The organism is Micromonospora sp. NPDC003197 (assembly GCF_053590565.1).
This window is the reverse complement of the sequence record NZ_JBSFTE010000005.1, coordinates 192385-209783: the sequence shown is the minus strand read 5'-3', so window position 1 is coordinate 209783 and position 17399 is coordinate 192385. Positions and strand designations below refer to the sequence as shown.

Annotated in this window: 16 protein-coding genes; 13 read left to right on the top strand and 3 right to left on the bottom strand. The window is 68.8% G+C overall.

Going from position 1 to position 17399, the window contains the following annotated elements; all coding sequences use genetic code 11:
- Nucleotides 1-313: 313 nt before the first annotated feature.
- The 9 genes from ACWDV4_RS07920 to ACWDV4_RS07880 all read left to right on the top strand — a co-directional run bounded on the left by ACWDV4_RS07920 (nt 314) and on the right by ACWDV4_RS07880 (nt 9491).
- Entirely contained in the window at nt 314-601 is a 288-nt protein-coding gene (locus ACWDV4_RS07920; RefSeq protein ID WP_449975731.1) for a DivIVA domain-containing protein, read from the top strand.
- Nucleotides 598-855: a hypothetical protein gene (locus tag ACWDV4_RS07915; RefSeq protein WP_449975730.1), complete on the top strand. Its 258-nt coding sequence runs from the start codon at nt 598-600 to the stop codon at nt 853-855. The genes ACWDV4_RS07920 and ACWDV4_RS07915 overlap by 4 nt, the downstream gene beginning before the upstream one ends.
- Nucleotides 852-2942: a hypothetical protein gene (locus tag ACWDV4_RS07910; RefSeq protein WP_449975729.1), complete on the top strand. Its 2091-nt coding sequence runs from the start codon at nt 852-854 to the stop codon at nt 2940-2942. The genes ACWDV4_RS07915 and ACWDV4_RS07910 overlap by 4 nt, the downstream gene beginning before the upstream one ends.
- A 25-nt stretch (nt 2943-2967) precedes the next feature.
- On the top strand, nt 2968-3609 hold the full coding sequence (locus tag ACWDV4_RS07905; RefSeq protein ID WP_449975727.1) for a response regulator transcription factor: 642 nt from the start codon (nt 2968-2970) through the stop codon (nt 3607-3609).
- A 137-nt stretch (nt 3610-3746) separates the two neighbouring features.
- Nucleotides 3747-4655: an ABC transporter ATP-binding protein gene (locus tag ACWDV4_RS07900; protein ID WP_449975725.1), complete on the top strand. Its 909-nt coding sequence runs from the start codon at nt 3747-3749 to the stop codon at nt 4653-4655.
- A gap of 54 nt (nt 4656-4709) precedes the next feature.
- Nucleotides 4710-5456: an ABC transporter permease gene (locus tag ACWDV4_RS07895; protein ID WP_449975724.1), complete on the top strand. Its 747-nt coding sequence runs from the start codon at nt 4710-4712 to the stop codon at nt 5454-5456.
- A 71-nt stretch (nt 5457-5527) separates the two neighbouring features.
- The gene (locus ACWDV4_RS07890) at nt 5528-6751 is read left to right on the top strand and encodes a sensor histidine kinase (RefSeq protein ID WP_449975723.1); all 1224 of its coding nucleotides are present in this window, start codon (nt 5528-5530) and stop codon (nt 6749-6751) included.
- A gap of 78 nt (nt 6752-6829) precedes the next feature.
- The gene (locus ACWDV4_RS07885) at nt 6830-7891 is read left to right on the top strand and encodes a WD40/YVTN/BNR-like repeat-containing protein (protein ID WP_449975722.1); all 1062 of its coding nucleotides are present in this window, start codon (nt 6830-6832) and stop codon (nt 7889-7891) included.
- Between the two features lie 34 nt (nt 7892-7925).
- On the top strand, nt 7926-9491 hold the full coding sequence (locus ACWDV4_RS07880) for an FG-GAP-like repeat-containing protein (protein ID WP_449975721.1): 1566 nt from the start codon (nt 7926-7928) through the stop codon (nt 9489-9491).
- Nucleotides 9492-9567: 76 nt separating this feature from the next.
- On the opposite strand, the gene ACWDV4_RS07875 is transcribed toward ACWDV4_RS07880, so the two are convergent.
- On the bottom strand, nt 9568-11697 hold the full coding sequence (locus ACWDV4_RS07875; RefSeq protein ID WP_449975720.1) for a HelD family protein: 2130 nt from the start codon (nt 11695-11697) through the stop codon (nt 9568-9570).
- Nucleotides 11698-11931: 234 nt separating this feature from the next.
- On the opposite strand from ACWDV4_RS07875, the gene ACWDV4_RS07870 reads away from it, so the two are divergent.
- Nucleotides 11932-12780 (top strand): menaquinone biosynthetic enzyme MqnA/MqnD family protein, encoded by an 849-nt coding sequence (locus ACWDV4_RS07870; protein ID WP_449975718.1) that lies wholly within the window; start codon nt 11932-11934, stop codon nt 12778-12780.
- Between the two features lie 22 nt (nt 12781-12802).
- Here ACWDV4_RS07870 and ACWDV4_RS07865 read toward each other — a convergent pair whose 3' ends face one another.
- Entirely contained in the window at nt 12803-13780 is a 978-nt protein-coding gene (locus ACWDV4_RS07865) for a hypothetical protein (protein WP_449975717.1), read from the bottom strand.
- Between the two features lie 56 nt (nt 13781-13836).
- Nucleotides 13837-14757: a serine hydrolase gene (locus ACWDV4_RS07860; protein WP_449975716.1), complete on the bottom strand. Its 921-nt coding sequence runs from the start codon at nt 14755-14757 to the stop codon at nt 13837-13839.
- A 469-nt stretch (nt 14758-15226) separates the two neighbouring features.
- Between ACWDV4_RS07860 and paaA the strand changes: the two genes are divergently transcribed.
- The 3 genes from paaA to paaC are packed head-to-tail and all read left to right on the top strand — an operon-like array spanning nt 15227 to nt 17375.
- Nucleotides 15227-16309, top strand: a complete 1083-nt coding sequence (paaA, locus tag ACWDV4_RS07855) for a 1,2-phenylacetyl-CoA epoxidase subunit PaaA (protein ID WP_449975715.1) — start codon at nt 15227-15229, stop codon at nt 16307-16309.
- The gene (gene paaB / locus ACWDV4_RS07850) at nt 16306-16593 is read left to right on the top strand and encodes a 1,2-phenylacetyl-CoA epoxidase subunit PaaB (protein WP_184534634.1); all 288 of its coding nucleotides are present in this window, start codon (nt 16306-16308) and stop codon (nt 16591-16593) included. The genes paaA and paaB overlap by 4 nt, the downstream gene beginning before the upstream one ends.
- Nucleotides 16590-17375 (top strand): 1,2-phenylacetyl-CoA epoxidase subunit PaaC, encoded by a 786-nt coding sequence (paaC, locus tag ACWDV4_RS07845; protein ID WP_449975714.1) that lies wholly within the window; start codon nt 16590-16592, stop codon nt 17373-17375. Before paaB ends, paaC begins: the two co-directional genes overlap by 4 nt.
- Nucleotides 17376-17399: the final 24 nt, after the last annotated feature.

Below are 17399 nucleotides of genomic sequence, written 5' to 3'. Positions count from 1 at the left end.
CTCGGCGACAGAAGGCGGTGCCCGATCGGGTGCCGCCTTCCTGCGTTTCAGGGATACGCGAAGTCGATCACGCTCGGTGCTTGCGCAACCCCACAGCGCGATGTAAAGCTGGCACGGTCTCGCTCGTGGAACATTCCACAATCCTGAGATGCGCTATGTGAGGCATATTTCTGATCTTGGCCTCGCATCCGCAGAGAGGTGGTAGCGCATGCGTGCTGTCGTTCGTCGTCTTTTGGGGACACGTGACGCCGGGAACGGTCGACACCGGTCCAGGCCGCCGGAAACTGAGCGACCGCATTCTGGGCGGTCGCAGGTGGACCGGGCGGGGACCGGGCCGGGGGTGCGAACGGCGTACCGGTCGGAGGTGCGTACCCCGATGCCACCCTGGCAGGTACGCGAGACCCGGTTCAGTCGACGCGGTCGGCGCGGGGTGGATGCTGTCGAGGTCGGTGACTTCCTCGAACGGGTCGCCGACGACCTGGCCCTGCTCTACGACGAGGTGGCCCGGAGTTGGGAGGAGACGCGCCAGATCAAGGATGCGCTCCGGGACTGGCAGTCCCGACAGGCCCGAAGCATGCATGACCTGGTGGGTGACCGATGATCGGGCGACCGAGGTACGTCGCGCACGTGCCGTTCACGGCGGTAGACCTGGAAGCGGCGAAGCACTTCGCTCGGGCACTGGCCCGATCGGTGACGTTCCTGCCGGACGTGGACCAGGGCAACGCTTCGCTGTCCGAAGAGGACGACGCGGCCGTACAGTATCGGCTCTTCTGCGACCGGAAGCTCGACGACGGGCGACGCTGCATGCTGGGGGCCGACCACGACGTGCCGTGTACGGCGGGGCGGCGACGGTGACCGACCCTCGCGTGCTCGACCCGATGGTGGTCGACTGTCCCGACTGCGACGGGATGACATTCCGGCTGGTGCCCTGCCGCTGCCGTACAGACCAAAGCGCGGCGGATCAAACCCGAGCCGGCGAGCCCTATCCGGACTGTCGGCTCTGTGCCGGGGCGGGCAGCGTGGCCACCGGTTGTAATCGGTGCGGGCAGACCGGTCGACGGCGAGCGCAACTCGTGCTCACCATGGCCAACCTCGACACCGGGGCGGTCGCCTCACACAACGTGGTGCCCGGCGGGTACGAGCCGACGCCCGACCCGGACAGCGGCTGGTGGATCGAGCTGACCCCGCTGGTGAGCGAGCTGGCCGACACCGTCGGCGTCACCGCCTGGCGGAGCGTGCTGACCGGGGCGGTCGAACCTGTCGTCCGGTTACCGAGACAGTGGCGACCACACCTGCCCGCCGCACGGCGGCACGCGCTGGAGGCGAAGGCGCTCGCCGCCCACAGCTACTACCCGTGGCGGGTCTACCTCGGACACAGCGACGTTGCCGCAGCCACCGCTATCGTCCCGCCCGACCTCGACCGTGGGCTCGACCGGCTGTGTGTCATCGCCGGGCTGCTCTGTCTCGACCTGGTGGTGGAAGCCCGCCGGACCAGCGACGGCGGGCTGCGCTGGAGCATCGGCTATCGGGCGGCCGACGCCGAGGTGCCGGCCCAGCCGGGTGGCGAGGCGGCCGACCTGCGCGAGGCGGTGGCGGTCACCACCGTACGACGGGCGTTGGACGGCGTGGTCACCTCCCGGCGGCCCGCGCCCGCATCGGCGTACCTGGTCCAGCCAGCCGCCGTGCCGACTCCCCGGCGGCCGGCGACCGAGCTTGACCAGCTCGAACGCCGGATCGTCGCCGACTGTGCCCGGCCGAGCCGACGCGGCGACGATGTGGCCGGCGCGCAGGCGATCTGGCGGGACGGGCGCTGGTGGTACGCCGTGCTCCGGATGGTCGGGACCACCGAGACCCTGGTTGAACGGGAAAGCGGGCAAACGGTACGCCGGATCAGCCCGGTGCTGCGGCGTGATCCGGAACCGCCCGCCCCGAGCTGGCAGGGGGAGCCGATCACCGAACTGCCCTGCCCGGACTGTGATCCGGCCAGTGGCGTGCAGGTCTGCCACTGTGCGATTGCCGGGCAGCGGCCCGAGTCGGGCTGCCCGTTCTGCGACGGCACCGGCCAGCACCGCTCGGTGCTGCCCTGCCCGACCTGCGCGGGCACCCACCGAATCCACTCCGGACTGGTCGTCACCATCACCGACCTGCGCGGACGGGCGGTGCACCTGAACTGGCGGGCCGGCGATCCCGTCGACGTCGAATGGTTGACCCTGCACCCCGATGGTCGGCCGGTGGTCCGGCTTCCCGCGCGCCACCAGCTTGCCACCTGGGCCGACACATTCCGGGTACGCCCCGAGGACCTCACCGAACTCGACGGCGGCCACCCGATCGATCAGGACCTGCTCGACGGGATCGTCATCCTGCCGGACTCCGACGCCGACGTGTTCGCCCAGCACCTCCGGGCGGCCGGGCCCTGGTGGCCGTCGGCTCGACTGTTGGTGCTCGCCGCCCGACCGGCCGCACCGCCGCTGGCCGACCTGATCCGGCTCGCCCTGGGGCTGGGGCTGAACGCCATCATCACCGTCGAAAACCACCGGTACGCCGAGGGCAACCCGCTTCGGGTGCACGGCGAATGGTGGAGCATCGAACTCGGCACCCCCGGCCGTACCGAGTCGCCGATGCATCCGACCCTGGAAGCGGCGATCGCGTACTGCCTCGAATACCTCGACATCGCGGTGTTGGAGGCGGTGCCGACCGACCCGGGGGAGCCGCTTGTCGTCCCGCAGTCAGCCGCCGCCAGCCCGGTCGCATCCGACCCGACGGTCGATCCCGCATCGGCGATCCGATGGCTGGGCGAACAGCATCCGGGGCAGCCGGTCACCGTGCAACTCGACCGGCACGAGTGTCGGGTGTTCGTACCCGATGGAAGCCGGACCGGGCAGGTGATCGTCGCCGCCGACCTTGCTGCGGCGCTGGACGCGCTCGGGCTCGACAGTTCATGATCAGCATCCCCGTATCGTGGTGGCCATGACCGATGCCCCGGCCGGAGGCGCTCCCGTCGAGCCCGTGAAGATTTTGCTGGCCGAGGACCAGGGAATGATGCGTGGTGCGCTCGCCCTGCTGCTCGACCTCGAAGATGACATGACGGTCGTGGCCCAGGTTGCCGAGGGCGACCAGATCGTGCCGGTCGCGTTGGAGGTCCGGCCCGACGTCGCGGTCCTGGACATCGAGCTTCCCCACCGCAGCGGCCTGGATGCCGCTGCCGACCTGCGTACTCAACTGCCCACCTGCAAGGTGCTCATCATTACGACGTTCAGCCGTCCCGGCTATCTGCGTCGGGCAATGGAAGTCGGGGCGAGGGGTTTCCTGTCCAAGGACGGACCGGTCGATCAGTTGGCCGCGTCGATCCGCCGGGTGCTTAATGGTGAGTCGGTAATTGATCCCACGCTGGCGGCTGCCGCGCTGAGCGCCGGACCGAGCCCGCTGACCGCCCGGGAACGGGAGGTACTGGCGGCCGGACTGGGCGGCGCGACGGTGGCGGACATCGCGGCGAAGCTGTGGCTGTCGGAGAACACCGTACGTAACTACCTGTCGTCGGCGATCGGCAAGACCGGAGCAAGAAACCGTACGGAGGCCGCCCGGATCGCCGACGAACGCGGCTGGCTCTGAGTTCTTCGTTTGGCTCTGAGTCCTTTGTTTGGCTCTGAGTCCTTTGTTCGGGCGCTGGCGGCAATGACATTTGTCCTGCCGGAGTCCGGATATTTTCGTCTACAAGGCACCTGAGCTGCGCTCATATCGTTCTTGGCATGACGAAGACACACGACGCGGCACCGATGGTGAACTTCGCCGGCGCGGTCCGGACCTTCGGCGACGTACGGGCGGTCGCCGGGCTCGACCTCACCATCGGGCGGGGCGAGCGGGTCGCCCTGCTCGGGCGCAACGGCGCGGGCAAGTCGACCTCGATCAGTCTGCTGCTGGGCCTGGACGAGCCGACCGCCGGCCAGGTGCGACTCTTCGGGGAAACCCCGCAGCGGGCGGTACGCGCCGGACGGGTCGGTGCGATGCTCCAGGACAGCAAGCCCGTACCCCGGGTCACGGTGCGCGAGCTGGTGACCTTCGTGGCCAGCAGCTACCCGAAGCCGATGCCGGTCGACGAGGCCCTGGCCCTGGCCGGGCTCACCGACCTCGCCGGCCGCCGGGTGGACCGACTCTCCGGCGGTCAGGCGCAGCGGGTCTCCTTCGCCGTCGCCCTCGTCGGCGACCCGGACCTGCTGGTCCTCGACGAGCCGACCGCCGCGCTCGACGTGGCGGCCCGGCGCGCGTTCTGGGAGTCGATGCAGGCGTTCACCCAGCGGGGCAAGACCGTCCTCTTCTCCACGCACTACCTGGAGGAGGCGGACCAGAATGCCGACCGAGTCGTGGTCATCGACCGGGGACGGGTCGTTGCCGACGGCAGCAACACCGAGATCAAGCAGGCCGTCGGGGCGAGTCTCGTCTCCTTCGACCTTCAGGGTCGCCCGGCGCCCGCCGGCCTGGAGTCGCTGCCCGGGGTGCTCTCGGTGGCCCAGCGCGATGGTCGGGTGCTCCTGCGGACCTCCGACTCCGACGCGACCGTGCATGCCCTCGCGCTGCTCGGACCGGTACGGGGCCTCGAAGTGACCTCCGCCGGACTGGAGGACGCCTTCCTGACCCTCACCGCCACCCCGCCTTCCTGACGCTCGTCTCGTTCCTCACTTCTTCTTCGTACCAACCCTGAAAGCAGGCTCGTGATGCTCGGCCAGATCACCCCGGTCTACCAGTACGTCAAGCTGGAAGTCCGTCGTACCTTCCGGGACACCGGGTTCGTCATCTTCGGCATCGGCACCCCCGTGCTGATGTACCTGATGTTCACCAACGTCGGCGGCAAGGCCGACGGCTCCTCCGGCTGGGCAGTCACCGCGATGGTGGGCCTAGCCGCGTACGGTGCGCTGAGCGCCGGACTGACCGCCGGCACGGCGGTGGCCGAGGACAAGGCCGTCGGTTGGCTACGTCAACTGCGGATCACCCCGTTGACCTCGGCCCAGGCGGTCGTCGGGCGGGCCGTGACCGGTTCGCTGATGGTGCTGCCGGCGATCGTGGTGGTGCTGCTCACCGGGGCGATCGTCAACGGCGTACGCCTCGGGCTTGGCCAGTGGGTGATGCTGACTCTGCTGCTGTGGATCGGCTCGGTGCCGTTCACCATGCTCGGCCTGGCCAACGGGTACGCCCTCTCCGCCCAGACCACCAACGTGACCAACATCGTGACCAACCTGTTCCTGGCCTTCCTCGGTGGTCTGTGGTTCCCGGTGTCGGAGTTCCCCGACTGGCTGGCCGCCATTGCCCGGTGGACTCCGGGGCACCGCTTCGGGGAGCTGGGCTGGGACACCGTGCAGGGTGCCGCAGTGGGGCTCGACACCGTACTCGTCCTGGTCGGCTGGCTGGTGGTGTTCGGCGCGTACGCCGGCTACGCGTACCGTCGGGCCGGCCGTCGCGCCTGACCGGCGGTTGCGCCTGACCGGGCGAGTTGAGTCGAGGCAGAAGAAACAGGATCGAGTCGAGCGGGATGGGCATGAAGAAGCGCTGGTGGCCGAATCCGAACATCAACGCAAACGTCGGCGAGCTGCCGGAGCTGACCAGCGGGGCCGCCTTCCTGCCGTGGCTGATGCTGACCGCCGGTTCCGTCGCCGACCTGATCCGAGGCGAAGTGTCCCCGCCCTGGCTGGGCGGTGCCGGCCTACTGGCCTTCGTCACCCTCTATGTCGTGGTGGCGTACCGGGCGTTTGATCCTCGCCGCAGCGCCAACCGGACCACGCTGATACTGCTCGCCGCGCAGGCTGCCGTCACCTACCCGCTTGCCCTGGCGTACGGCGGCAGCTGGATCCAGCTGTTCATGCCGTTGGCGCTGGCCTGTGGTGCCGTACTCCGAGGTCAGCACCTCATCATGGCGCTGATCGTCCTGGGTGGCTCGGCGGGAGTGATCTCCGGGGAGCGGGACCACGACCCGTTGGCCGCGATGATCAACGGGTACGGCACCTTCATCTCCGGCCTGGTGACAGCAGCCATCATCAGTCTCGCCGCGACTACGGCGGAGCTGCGCCGGACCCGGGAGGAACTGGCCCGGTCCGCAGTGGACCAGGAACGCCTTCGCTTCGCCCGCGACCTGCACGACCTGCTCGGACACAGCATGTCAGTCATCGTGGTGAAGGCCGAAGCGGTACGCCGACTGATGGACCGTAACCCGGCGCAGGCGCTCGCCCAGGCGTCCGACATCGAGACCGTCGGTCGGCAGGCGCTGACCGAGATCCGGGAAGCCGTCTCGGGGTATCGCGAAAGCAACCTGGCCGCCGAACTGGACCGCGCCCGGTCGGCGCTGACCACGGCAGGGGTCACGCAGGACGTTCAGCTCACCGGCCCACCGCTCGCCCCGGATGCCGAGACCGTGCTCAGTTGGGTGGTACGCGAGGCCACGACGAACATCATCCGGCACAGCGACGCCACCCAGGTCGAGATCGTCCTGACGCACGACCCCGAGCGAATCCGACTGGAGATCACGGACAACGGCACCACCTCACCGTCGCCCTCGCCCACCGCCTCGCCCTCCCCCACCACCTCGCCCTCGTCCTCGTCCTCACCCTCGTCCTCGTCCCGCCCGACGGGCCAGCCTGCCGAGGGCTCCGGCAACGGGCTGAAAGGCTTGGGGGAACGGCTTGCCGAGGCGGGCGGAACGCTGGTGGCCCAGGCCGGGCCGCACGGCGGTTTCCAGGTGCTAGCCGAACTGCCTAAACCTCTGTGATGGGTGCTGCCACCGGACAGTGTCGGCGGCGACTCGCAGTATTTCCAAGAACGCCGATGTCCGGTATGTTCCGGGGCCATGCGGCTACGTGTGCTCTCAGCTCTCGCCCTCTCCGTCGCGGTGCTGGCCACCACCTCCGGCTTCACCTGGCGACCCGATCCGAGCTGGCAGCTGTCCGAGACCGGCTCGACCGCCCGGCTACGCGGGCTCGCCCCGGTCAGCGCACGGGTGGCCTGGGCCAGCGGCAGTGGCGGCACCGTGCTGCGTACCGTCGATGGTGGTCGGAGTTGGCAGCAGGTCGGCCCCGCAGGAGTGTCAGCCCTGCAGTTCCGCGACATCGAGGCGTTCGACGCCGACCATGCCGTGATCCTCTCCATCGGTGCGGGCGGCGAATCGCGGATCTACCGAACCTCCGACGGTGGGCAGAACTGGACCGAGACGTTCCGCAACGACGACGAACGCGCCTTCTACGACTGCATGGCCTTCTTCGACCGGCGGCACGGCCTGGCCCTCTCCGACCCGGTCGACGGCAAGTTCCGGATCCTGTCCACCTCGGACGGCGGGCAGTCCTGGGCAGTGCTGCCGTCGACGGGCATGCCGGCGGCACTGGAGGGCGAGTTCGCCTTCGCGGCCAGCGGCACCTGCCTGATCACCGCCGACCGTGGCCCCGACGTGGCCTGGTTCGCCACCGGAGGTGGCAGCGAGTCACGGGTGTTCCGTACCGACGACCGGGGGCGTACCTGGCGGGTGACGGACACGCCGGTGCCGAGCGGCCCGTCGGCCGGCATCTACACGTTGGCGTTCCGCGACCCCCGGCACGGCATCGCGCTGGGCGGCGACTACGCGACGCCGACCAGCGCCCCGGACGGCGCGGCGGTGAGCCGGGACGGTGGCCGCAGCTGGACGTTGGCCGGTCGGCAGCCCGGCGAGTACCGGTCCGGGGCGGCCTGGGTCACCCGGGGCGGTGGGCAGACGGCGCTGACCGTCGGCCCGACCGGCAGCGACGTCAGCTACGACGGTGGGCGTAACTGGCAGCGGTTCGACACCGGCAGCTTCGACTCGGTGGAATGCGTGGCCGACGGCACCTGCTGGGCCTCCGGCGAGGGCGGCCGGATCGCGATGTTGCGCCAGGCATCATGATCTATGCTTGTCGCCCTGTTCCTGGGAGGGATCAATGGGCGTCTGGCCACGTAACCGCACCCTCGTTTCTGCCATTGCAGTTTCCGTCCTGGCACTGTCGGTCGTGCCCGTATCTGCTGCAGCTGCGACGGTGCCACCAACTTCGAGGCCGTTCGATTTCGACGGTGACGGGCGGGACGAGCTCGTCGTTGCTGGCTCCGTCGCTGTCAGACCCGGCCTCGCCGGCAAGGCCGTCATCGTCGACTATTCCAGTCGGTTGCCTCATGGCTATCTGATAACTCCGGTCTATGCCTCGACCTCGGCCGGCTTTGGGGACACGCTGGCAGCCGGGGACCTTAACGGCGACGGTTACGGCGATCTCGTGGTGGCGCATCTCGGCGAGTACGCGGTGCCGGAGGATTCGAGTACCGCGTGCGCTGGCGGAATCTGGATCTACTATGGCGGTCCGCAGGGCCTCGATTCGACCGATCCCCAGCACCTGACCCAGGACACGCCAGGCGTACCCGGAACATCAACGGGCTATGCGTTCTTTGGCAGCAGCCTTGCGGTTGGGGATCTCAACGGTGACGGGTTCGCCGACCTGGCGGTCGGCACGCCCGGCGAAGCGGTCGATGGGAAGGCATCTGCGGGAACGGTGACGGTGTTTGCTGGCAGTGCCGCTGGCGTGACCATCGACGGCGTACGGCAGTTGACCCAGGACAGCCCGGGTATGCCGGACGTGGTGGAAGCACACGACACATTCGGAAGTGGACTGGCAATCGGTGACGTGACCGGAGACGGATATCCAGACCTGGCCATCGGTGCTGCCGGCGAAGGTTACTACCCAGGGGGTCACGGAAACGGTTTGGTCACGCTGCTGCCCGGCGGCCCGGCGGGGCCAACGACCACCGGGTCCACCACCCTTTCCGGCGGGCTCGACATCAACGCCGCGACCCTCGGCGAGGTTATCAAGATCGCCGACATCAACCGGGATGGCTACGGCGATCTGATTGGCGCCATTCCCCGCTCCGTCAACGGCGCGGTGATCTATATGCCGGGCACCGAAGCTGGTCTGACCAAGGAGGGTGTTCGACGCCTTGAGCCCAGGAAGGAGTATTTCGGAGAGCGGGGCGGAGACCACTTCGGCCATTCGATTTCCACCGGCGACGTTACCGGTGACGGCTACGTAGACGTGTTGGTCGGCGCGTTTCAGGAGGACATCGGCTCCGCCGAGAACGCGGGCGCGGTGTACCTGTTGGTCGGTGGCCCGGACGGCCTGAGCTGGAGCCGGCGGGTCGTCTACCACCAGGGGCAGGTAGTGGGACGGAACAAGGGGGGAGAGGTTGCCGAGACGAACGACTGGCTCGGTGATTCAGTTGCCGTTCTGAACCTCGACGGCGTCGGCCCGCTCGACATCGTGGTCAGCGCCTCGAATGAGGGCAGCAATTTAGAGGCCGGGGCGCTGATGCGATTGAGCGTGTGGCTGCCGGTGCCACGTCGAGGAACGCCGTTGCCCGAGGTCCGTTATGGTCCTCTGCTGACGGACGCGATCTTCTATTGTGCTGACCTTGCCCACTCGGGTGCGCTTGTCGGCAGCATGGGCCGGAACCTGCTCAACTGAGGTCGCCCGCGACGCTGAGGCGTTAGGAAGGGCCCCTTCTTATGCAAAATGCGATAAGAAGGGGCCCTTCCTAACATCAAAGCGGGGTGGGGAGGGGGGCGGCGTGTACGACGGCGAGCCGGGAGACGGCCCGGGTCAGCACCACGTAGAGGCGGTGCAGGCCGCGCGGCTCGGCGGCCACGATCTGCGCCGGCTCGACGACGATGACGTGGTCGTACTCCAGGCCCTTGACCAGGGTGGCCGGGACGACGGTGACCCGTGCGGTGGAGTCGACATCCTCGGCGGTGGACACCTCGATCCCGGCGTCGGCTAGGACCGTGTGCAACCGCTCGACTGACGCGTCGGCGGCGATCACCGCCACCGAGCCGTCATACGCCAGCGCGGCCCGCACCTCGGCCGCCGTCGCATCGTCCACCCCGGAAGGCTCGGCCACGGTACGGATGTCGAGCGCCCCATCACGCCGCAGCGACTCGGCCGGCGGTACGTCCACCGCCAGCGCCGGCAGCAGCCGGTTGGCGAATGCCACCACCGCTGCGGGCACCCGGAACCCGACGGTCAGCGGGACCACGGCCGCGTCCGGCTTGCCGAGGTGGGTCAGGGACACCCGCCAGTCGGTGGCGGCCCACGGGGCGGTGCCCTGGGCGAGGTCCCCCAGCAGGGTGATCGACCCGTGCTCGCTGCGCCGGGCCACCGCCCGGCACTGCATCGGGGACAGGTCCTGCGCCTCGTCCACCACCACGTGTCCGAAGCTGCTCGTACGTTCGATCAGCCCGACTGCCTCGTCGATCAGTACGGCGTCGGCGGCGCTCCATTTCGCGGCCTTGGCCGACCGGGGCGGCTTGGACCAGACCAGTAGTGCCTGCTCCTCGGCGGTGAGCAGGTCATCGGCGGCGCTGGCCAGCGCAGCGGCGTCGGAGAAGAGGGTGAACAGCAGCCCGTCCGGGGTGACCGCCGGCCAGACCGCGTCCAGGAATTCGGCGACCGGTTTCGCCTTGCCCATTCTGCGTAGCCACGCGTCGCTGGGCGAGTCTCCCCGTCGGGCCTCGGACTGCCGTTGCAGCAGGCCCACCACCCGGGCGCGGACCCGCTCGCGGCCGGTGCCGTAGGGCAGCCCTTCGCGGCGGGCCTCGTCGACCACCCGACGCAGCGCGTCCGCCCCGATCCGCCAACGGTAGGAACCGTCGGATACGACGATCGGCTCTTCGGGCTTGCGGACGTACCCGGATAGGGCCCGGCGGAGCACGTCGGCCATCCGGGCGTCGTGCTTGACCACGGCGGCGGCCGGGTCGTCGGTGGCGCGGACCGGGAGCCGCGCGACCAGGTCCTCGACGGTGGCCTGGGCGACCTCCACCTCGCCGAGCGCGGGCAGCACCGCCGAGATGTACGACAGGAACGCCCGGTTGGGCCCGACGACGAGTACGCCGGAGCGGCGTAGCCGTTCCCGGTGCAGGTAGAGCAGGTACGCGGCCCGGTGCAGGCCGACGGCGGTCTTCCCGGTGCCGGGGGCACCCTGTACGCAGATCGAGTCGGCGAGGTCGGCGCGGACGAGTTCGTCCTGCTCGGGCTGGATGGTGGCGACGATGTCACGCATCGGCCCGACGCGGGGGCGCTCGATTTCGGCGGTGAGGATGCGGGAGGCGGTGCCCAGTTCCTCGCCCCGGTCCAGGTGCTCGTCTTCGAAGCTGGTCAGTACGCCCGCGCCGAAGCCGAACCGGCGTCGGGTCGCCACGCCCTGCGGGTCGCGCACGCTGGCTCGGTAGAACGATCGGGAGACCGGGGCCCGCCAGTCCAGCACCAGCGGCTCGCCCACCTCGTCGGTGATGTGCCGCCGCCCGATGTGGTACGACCGGCCCGCATGATCGCCGTGATCAATGGCGGCCTCGGGAGTGTCTGCGGCAGCACCTTCAGGGGCGCTATCGATGGCGGGGCCGAAGTCGAGTTTGCCGAAGAAGAGCGGGGTGTTCGGATCGTCGGCGAGTTCGGCGACCCGACGGGACAGGGTGCGCCCGAGCATCTCCGCGGCGTACGGGTCGCCGGCCACCTGGGCACCGGAGCTGAACAGCGCCTCGGCGCGTTCCCGCATCCGGTGCAGAGCAGCCCGGGAAAGATCAAGATGGGCCCGTTCGGCGGCCAGTTGACTGTCGAGATCGTCTGCGGCAGGAGGGTCGGAGGCAGGGGTGTCGGATCGTTGGGCGGACAGGGTCATGCGACGACCTTTCGGTGCGTTCGTATTGATCGCTTGACCTGGGCCGCCCGGCTGCTCCGTCGACGCGGTGCCGGCTGTGCCCAATAGAGGGAGGCGCTTGCCTCGCGCGGCCGTCGATCCTACGCCGCGACGTGTCCGGGAGCGAAGGATTTAGGGGCATCGTGGGATGCGGGTTACGCCACTGTCCGCCCGGCTGGCTGAGCGGTGTCCGGAAGGGCCGGATACGGTCGACTCATGACGGACTCTCGGCGACCCCGGGTAGGGCACATCCAGTTTCTCAACTGTCTGCCGATCTACTGGGGGTTGATGCGCTCCGGCGCGTTGATCGACGTCGACCTGCACAAGGACAGCCCGGAACGGCTCAGCGCGGATCTGGTCGCCGGGAATCTGGACATCGGGCCCATTTCGCACGTCGAATATCTGCGGCACGCCGACGAGCTGCTGCTCCTGCCGGACCTGGCGGTGGGCAGCGACGGTCCGGTGCTCTCGGTCAACGTGGTCTCCACCCGACCGCTGACTGAACTCGGCGGTGCCAAGGTGGCGCTCGGCTCGACCTCCCGTACCGGGGTGCTGCTCGCCCAGATGCTGCTGGCCGAGCGGTACGGCGTGGACCCCGAATACTTCAGCTGCCCGCCCGACCTGACCCAGATGCTGCTGGAGGCGGATGCCGGGGTGCTGATCGGCGATGTGGCGCTGCGCGCGCTCTACGAGGCGCCGGGTCGTGGACTGGAGGTCACCGACCTCGGGCAGGCCTGGCGGGAGTGGACCGGGCTGCCCATGGTCTTCGCCGTCTGGGCGGTACGCAGGGACTTCGCCGCCGCCCACCCGGGCCTGGTCAAGGAGGTACACGAGGCGTTCCTGCGCTCCCGGGACCTCTGCGTCGCCGAGCTGGACGAGGTGGCCGAGGCCGCCGCCCGATGGGAGTCGTTCGACGCGGCCACCCTGGCGAACTACTTCCGGGTGTTGGACTTCTCGCTCGGTGACCGTCAGGTGGCGGGCCTACGGGAGTTCGCCCGGCGGGCTGCCGCACGGGGTGCCGTACCGGAGTTGCCCGCCGACGGTCCGGCCTTCTTCACCGGCTAGCGAGCGGGCAAGTCCGGCCGGGTCAGACGCCGGCGCTGGCGCTGGCGCTCGCGGAGGCAGTAGCGCTGGCGGCGGCCCTGAGCTGCTTGGCGACGCCCTGGCAGATCGTGGCGCCGTGCTCGTATCCCTTGCTGGCCGGGTAGCGGGCCATTACCCCCATCGTCCAGCCGTCGCCGATCGCCAGGCAATTTATGTGCCAGGTGCCCTCGTCGTCACGGACCACCCAGCCGTTCTTGATGGCGATTTCCTCGCGTTCGGCGGCGGGGAAGGCCTTACGGATGCCGAAGTCGCCGACGCCTCGGACCTCGCGCATCTCGTTCAGTAACCACTTGGTCCAGTTGGGGCCAGCTGCCCGGCCGTCGGCGATGCAGGCACCCATTCGGGTGATGTCCCGGGGGGAGAGCCGGGTGATGCTCCAGTTGTTTTGATGGGTGCTGCTGTCGGTCAGCTTGCAGATGCTGATCAGGCGTTTCACCGTGGCGGAGCCACCGACCTGGTTCCAGAGGGCGGAGGCGGCATCGTTGTCACTGTCCCGGACCATGATGGTCACCTGGTTGAGGCGGGCCTTGGTCGGCTCCTGGCCCTTCTCGTCCAGCCGGCGCAGGTAGTCGGCCGCGATCCATGCCTTGATGAGCGAGGCAGTGGTGCTGGTCTGCGCCATGTTGTCGGAGCCCCAGATCTCCCCCGAGCGGGTGTCCTGCATGGCCCAGGAGTACCAGCCGGTGGTGTCGATCTCGACAGGCCCCGCCTTGATGGGCAGCGGCGGCGGGGGTGGGGGCGTCGTGGGGGTGGGGGTTGGCCGTGCACCAGGATCGGAACCCTCTTGGCTCTGGCTGGTCGACTCGCCCCAGGTGGCGGCGGCGGAGATCGCGAACGGTGATCCGGGTAGCAACCGCAGTGCACCCACCACGAACACCACCAGTACGCCAGTGATGATGGCGAGGCGCAGCGGTGTCGCGTCACCACTGCGGGGCCGAGCCTTCCGAGGGTTGACTGCCATTAGTCCTTTCCAATTGGTAGGGGCGCGTTCAGCGCCATTCAATTGGTTGGGGGAGCTTAAACGCCAGTGTTGGGGCGGGCGGTGACCAGTTGACTGGCCACGCTCGCGCAGGCCTGCGCACCGTAGTCGAGGCCGTTCGCTGTCGGATAGCGCATCAGTACGGACAGCACCCAGTCGTCGGCGATGGCGAGGCACGTGACGTGCCACGACTGATCAGCGCCGATCGCCGTCCAACCGTTCTTGATACTGATCCGGGTCCCGGACGTGATCTCCTCCGGCAGGCCGTCGATGATGCCCCAGCGGCCGCCACCCCGTCGAGCCTCTTGGTCGGCTGGCGCGGTGGTGCCGCGTACCTTGCTCATTTCGTTCAGCACCCATTCGGTCCACTTCGGACCGGCTGCTGTCCCGTTCCTGACGCACTCTCCCAGGCGTACCGCGTCCCGGGCGGAGATCTGAGTGTAACTCCACCAGATAGTGGTCCCTCGGGGCGCGATTGCCTTGGTCTCGGTCAGACCGCACATTTTGATCATGCGAGTGATGATCTTATCTTTTCCGCCGCCGTTGTACAGCGCGTTGGTCGCGTCGTCGTCGCTGTCCCGGATCGCGGCACTGGCCCACTTCAACAGCTGCGGTGTGGGCGACCGGTCACCCAGGACCCGCAACACGTCGGAGACGATCCAGATCTTGATCATCGACTCGGTCGAACTGGTGGCGGTCAGGTTCTGGGAACCGGAGATCGTGCCTGTCTGTCGTTCGAGCAGTGCCCAGGACAGGAAGCCGTCCGTGTCGACCGACACCGTGGCCGGTGCCAGCGTAGGCGGGGCCGGGGTCGCCGCCGACGGAGCTGGCGTCTGGCCCGTGCCGACGGTTCCCCCGTCGTCGCGGCTGGTCAGCTCGGCGTACGCGGTGGGGATCAGCACCGCACCCCCGAGGACGACTGCCGCGAGCGTGAGCGCCAACGTGAGACGGGAACGCATGGTCGGGGAACTCCACGGGTTGGGGCCGAGTGGCCGGGGTGTGCGGCGGTGTCGGGGTGGCCTCCGGGCAGGTTTGGGGGGCTTGGGCACGCGCCATGGACCTCCCGCGAGGTTCTCGCGAGTGGTTGAGGCAGTTGGTTGTATGGATGCTTCAGGAGGGGCGCACCCGCAGGACTGGGGTTCGTCGTTGCGTGATTGCCCTGGTCAGGAGCTGGTCGAAGTTTACGTCCCTGATTGCGACACGCCAGAGCGCAACGGGCCCAGGTTTCCGGGGACGCGTATCTCCTGATCACTCCTGAGGCTGCTGGGGCCGGCGATGTGCGCCGATGTGACCAGCGTCATTGGTCGATTTAGGACTGGTTTGCGGGGTCGGCGACGACGTCGCTGCGCTGAGTGGTCACCTGGTTGCTGAGCGTCTCTTTTGTGACACATCTTGGCTTCGCGGTATGAGAGCTGTAACACTTGTTACGTGTACGGCAACGACTTCCCCAGCGTTGACGAGGGATCGGCCAGCGGCCTGCTCGATCAGGTGGAGGCGGCAGAGGCGGACCTGCGGGTTGCCGCTGCCCGTGGACTACCGGCCAACGGTGCGCCCAGTGTCGGCACCGATCTTCAGGCGTACTTCGACGCTGTCATCGCAGCGGATCAGAAGGTTGAGCCGCGCGACTGGATGCCGGATTCATACCGAAAAACCCTGATTCGGCAAATTGCGCAGCATGCTCACTCCGAGATCATCGGCATGCAGCCGGAAGGCAACTGGATCAGCCGAGCACCATCGCTCAAGCGCAAGGCGATCCTGCTCGCCAAGGTCCAGGACGAGGCCGGACACGGCCTCTATCTCTACGCCGCGGCGGAGACCCTCGGCGTGACCCGGGAAGAACTGGTCGACCTGCTCCTCGAAGGCCGGCAGAAATACAGCTCGATCTTCAATTACCCGACGCTGACCTGGGCGGACGTCGGTGCGATCGGCTGGCTCGTGGACGGGGCGGCGATCGTCAACCAGGTGCCGCTGTGCCGCTGCTCGTACGGACCCTACGCCCGCGCCATGATCAGAGTCTGCAAGGAGGAGTCGTTCCATCAGCGACAGGGCTACGAAATTCTGTACGTCCTGTCCCACGGCACCCCAGCCCAGAAGGCCATGGCCCAGGACGCGCTCGACCGCTGGTGGTATCCGTCGCTGGCCATGTTCGGCCCGCCGGACGCCGACTCGACCCACTCCGCCCAGTCAATGGCCTGGAAGATCAAGCGGTTCTCCAACGACGAACTGCGGCAGCGGTTCGTCGACATGTGCGTGCAGCAGGCCGAGGTCCTCGGCCTTCGGCTGCCCGACCCCGACCTGCGGTGGAACGAGCAGCGGCAGGCCTACGACTTCACCCAGCCGGACTACGCCGAGCTGATGCGGGTCATCTCCGGAGACGGACCGTGCAACCGGCAGCGGATGGAGCACCGCCGCCGGGCGCACGCCGAAGGCGCATGGGTACGCGAGGCCGCCGCCGCGTACGCCGCCAAGCAGGCGGCCAAGCAGGCAGACCGAGTCGAGGTGGCAGCGTGAGTGAGCAGGTCTCCCCGTTGTGGGAGGTTTTCGTCCGGGCCCGGCGCGGGCTGGCCCACAGCCATGTCGGCAGCCTGCACGCCCCGGACGCGACACTGGCGCTACGCAACGCCCGTGACCTCTACACCCGCCGCCAGGAGGGGGTGTCGATCTGGGTGGTGCCGGCCAGCCAGATCACCGCCTCCAGTCCGGACGAGAAGGACGCCTTCTTCGACCCGGCGGCGGACAAGGTCTATCGCCACCCCACCTTCTACGAGGTGCCCGACGGAGCGGCCCACCTGTGAAGAAGGACCTGACCGAACTTCTGTTCCGGCTCGGCGACGACGCGCTGATCGCCGCCCAGCGGCTGGGTGAGTGGGTGTCCGTCGCACCCGAGATGGAAGAGGACATCGCGCTGGCCAACATCGCCCTCGACCAGGTCGGTGCGGCTCGGCTGCTGTTGTCGTACGCCGGGGAGCTGATGACCGAGGCGGGCGAGTCACCGGCGACGGCCGGCGACGGCGAGGTCACCGAGGACACCTTGGCCTACCTGCGTGACGACCGGGAGTTCCGCAACTGCCTGCTGGTGGAGCTGCCCAACGGCGACTTCGCGGTCACCATTGCCAAGCTGTTCTTCCTGTCGGCCTACCAGCGGCTGCGCTACGACCAGCTGGTCGCCGCCAGCGACGAGCGGCTCGCCGGCATCGCCGCCAAAGCCCGCAAGGAGTCGGCCTACCATCTCGACCACGGTATGCAGTGGGTGATCCGCCTGGGCGACGGTACGGCGGAATCGCATCGGCGGATGCAGGCGGCGGTCGACGAGATCTGGCCGTACACCCATGAGCTCTTCCAGACCGACGACCTGACCCGTCGGCTCGATGAGGCCGGACTCGATGCCGCGCCGGCCGCCCTGCGGGACGCCTGGTTGGCGATCGTGGAGCCGGTCCTGGCGCAGGCGACCCTGGACCGACCCGCCGACGGTTGGGCTCCGGCCGGCGGCCGGGCGGGACTGCACACCGAACACCTCTCCTATCTGCTGGCCGAGATGCAGGTCCTGCACCGGGCCCACCCCGGCGCTAGATGGTGAGCGCGAGGAGTGAGCGGAGCGAGC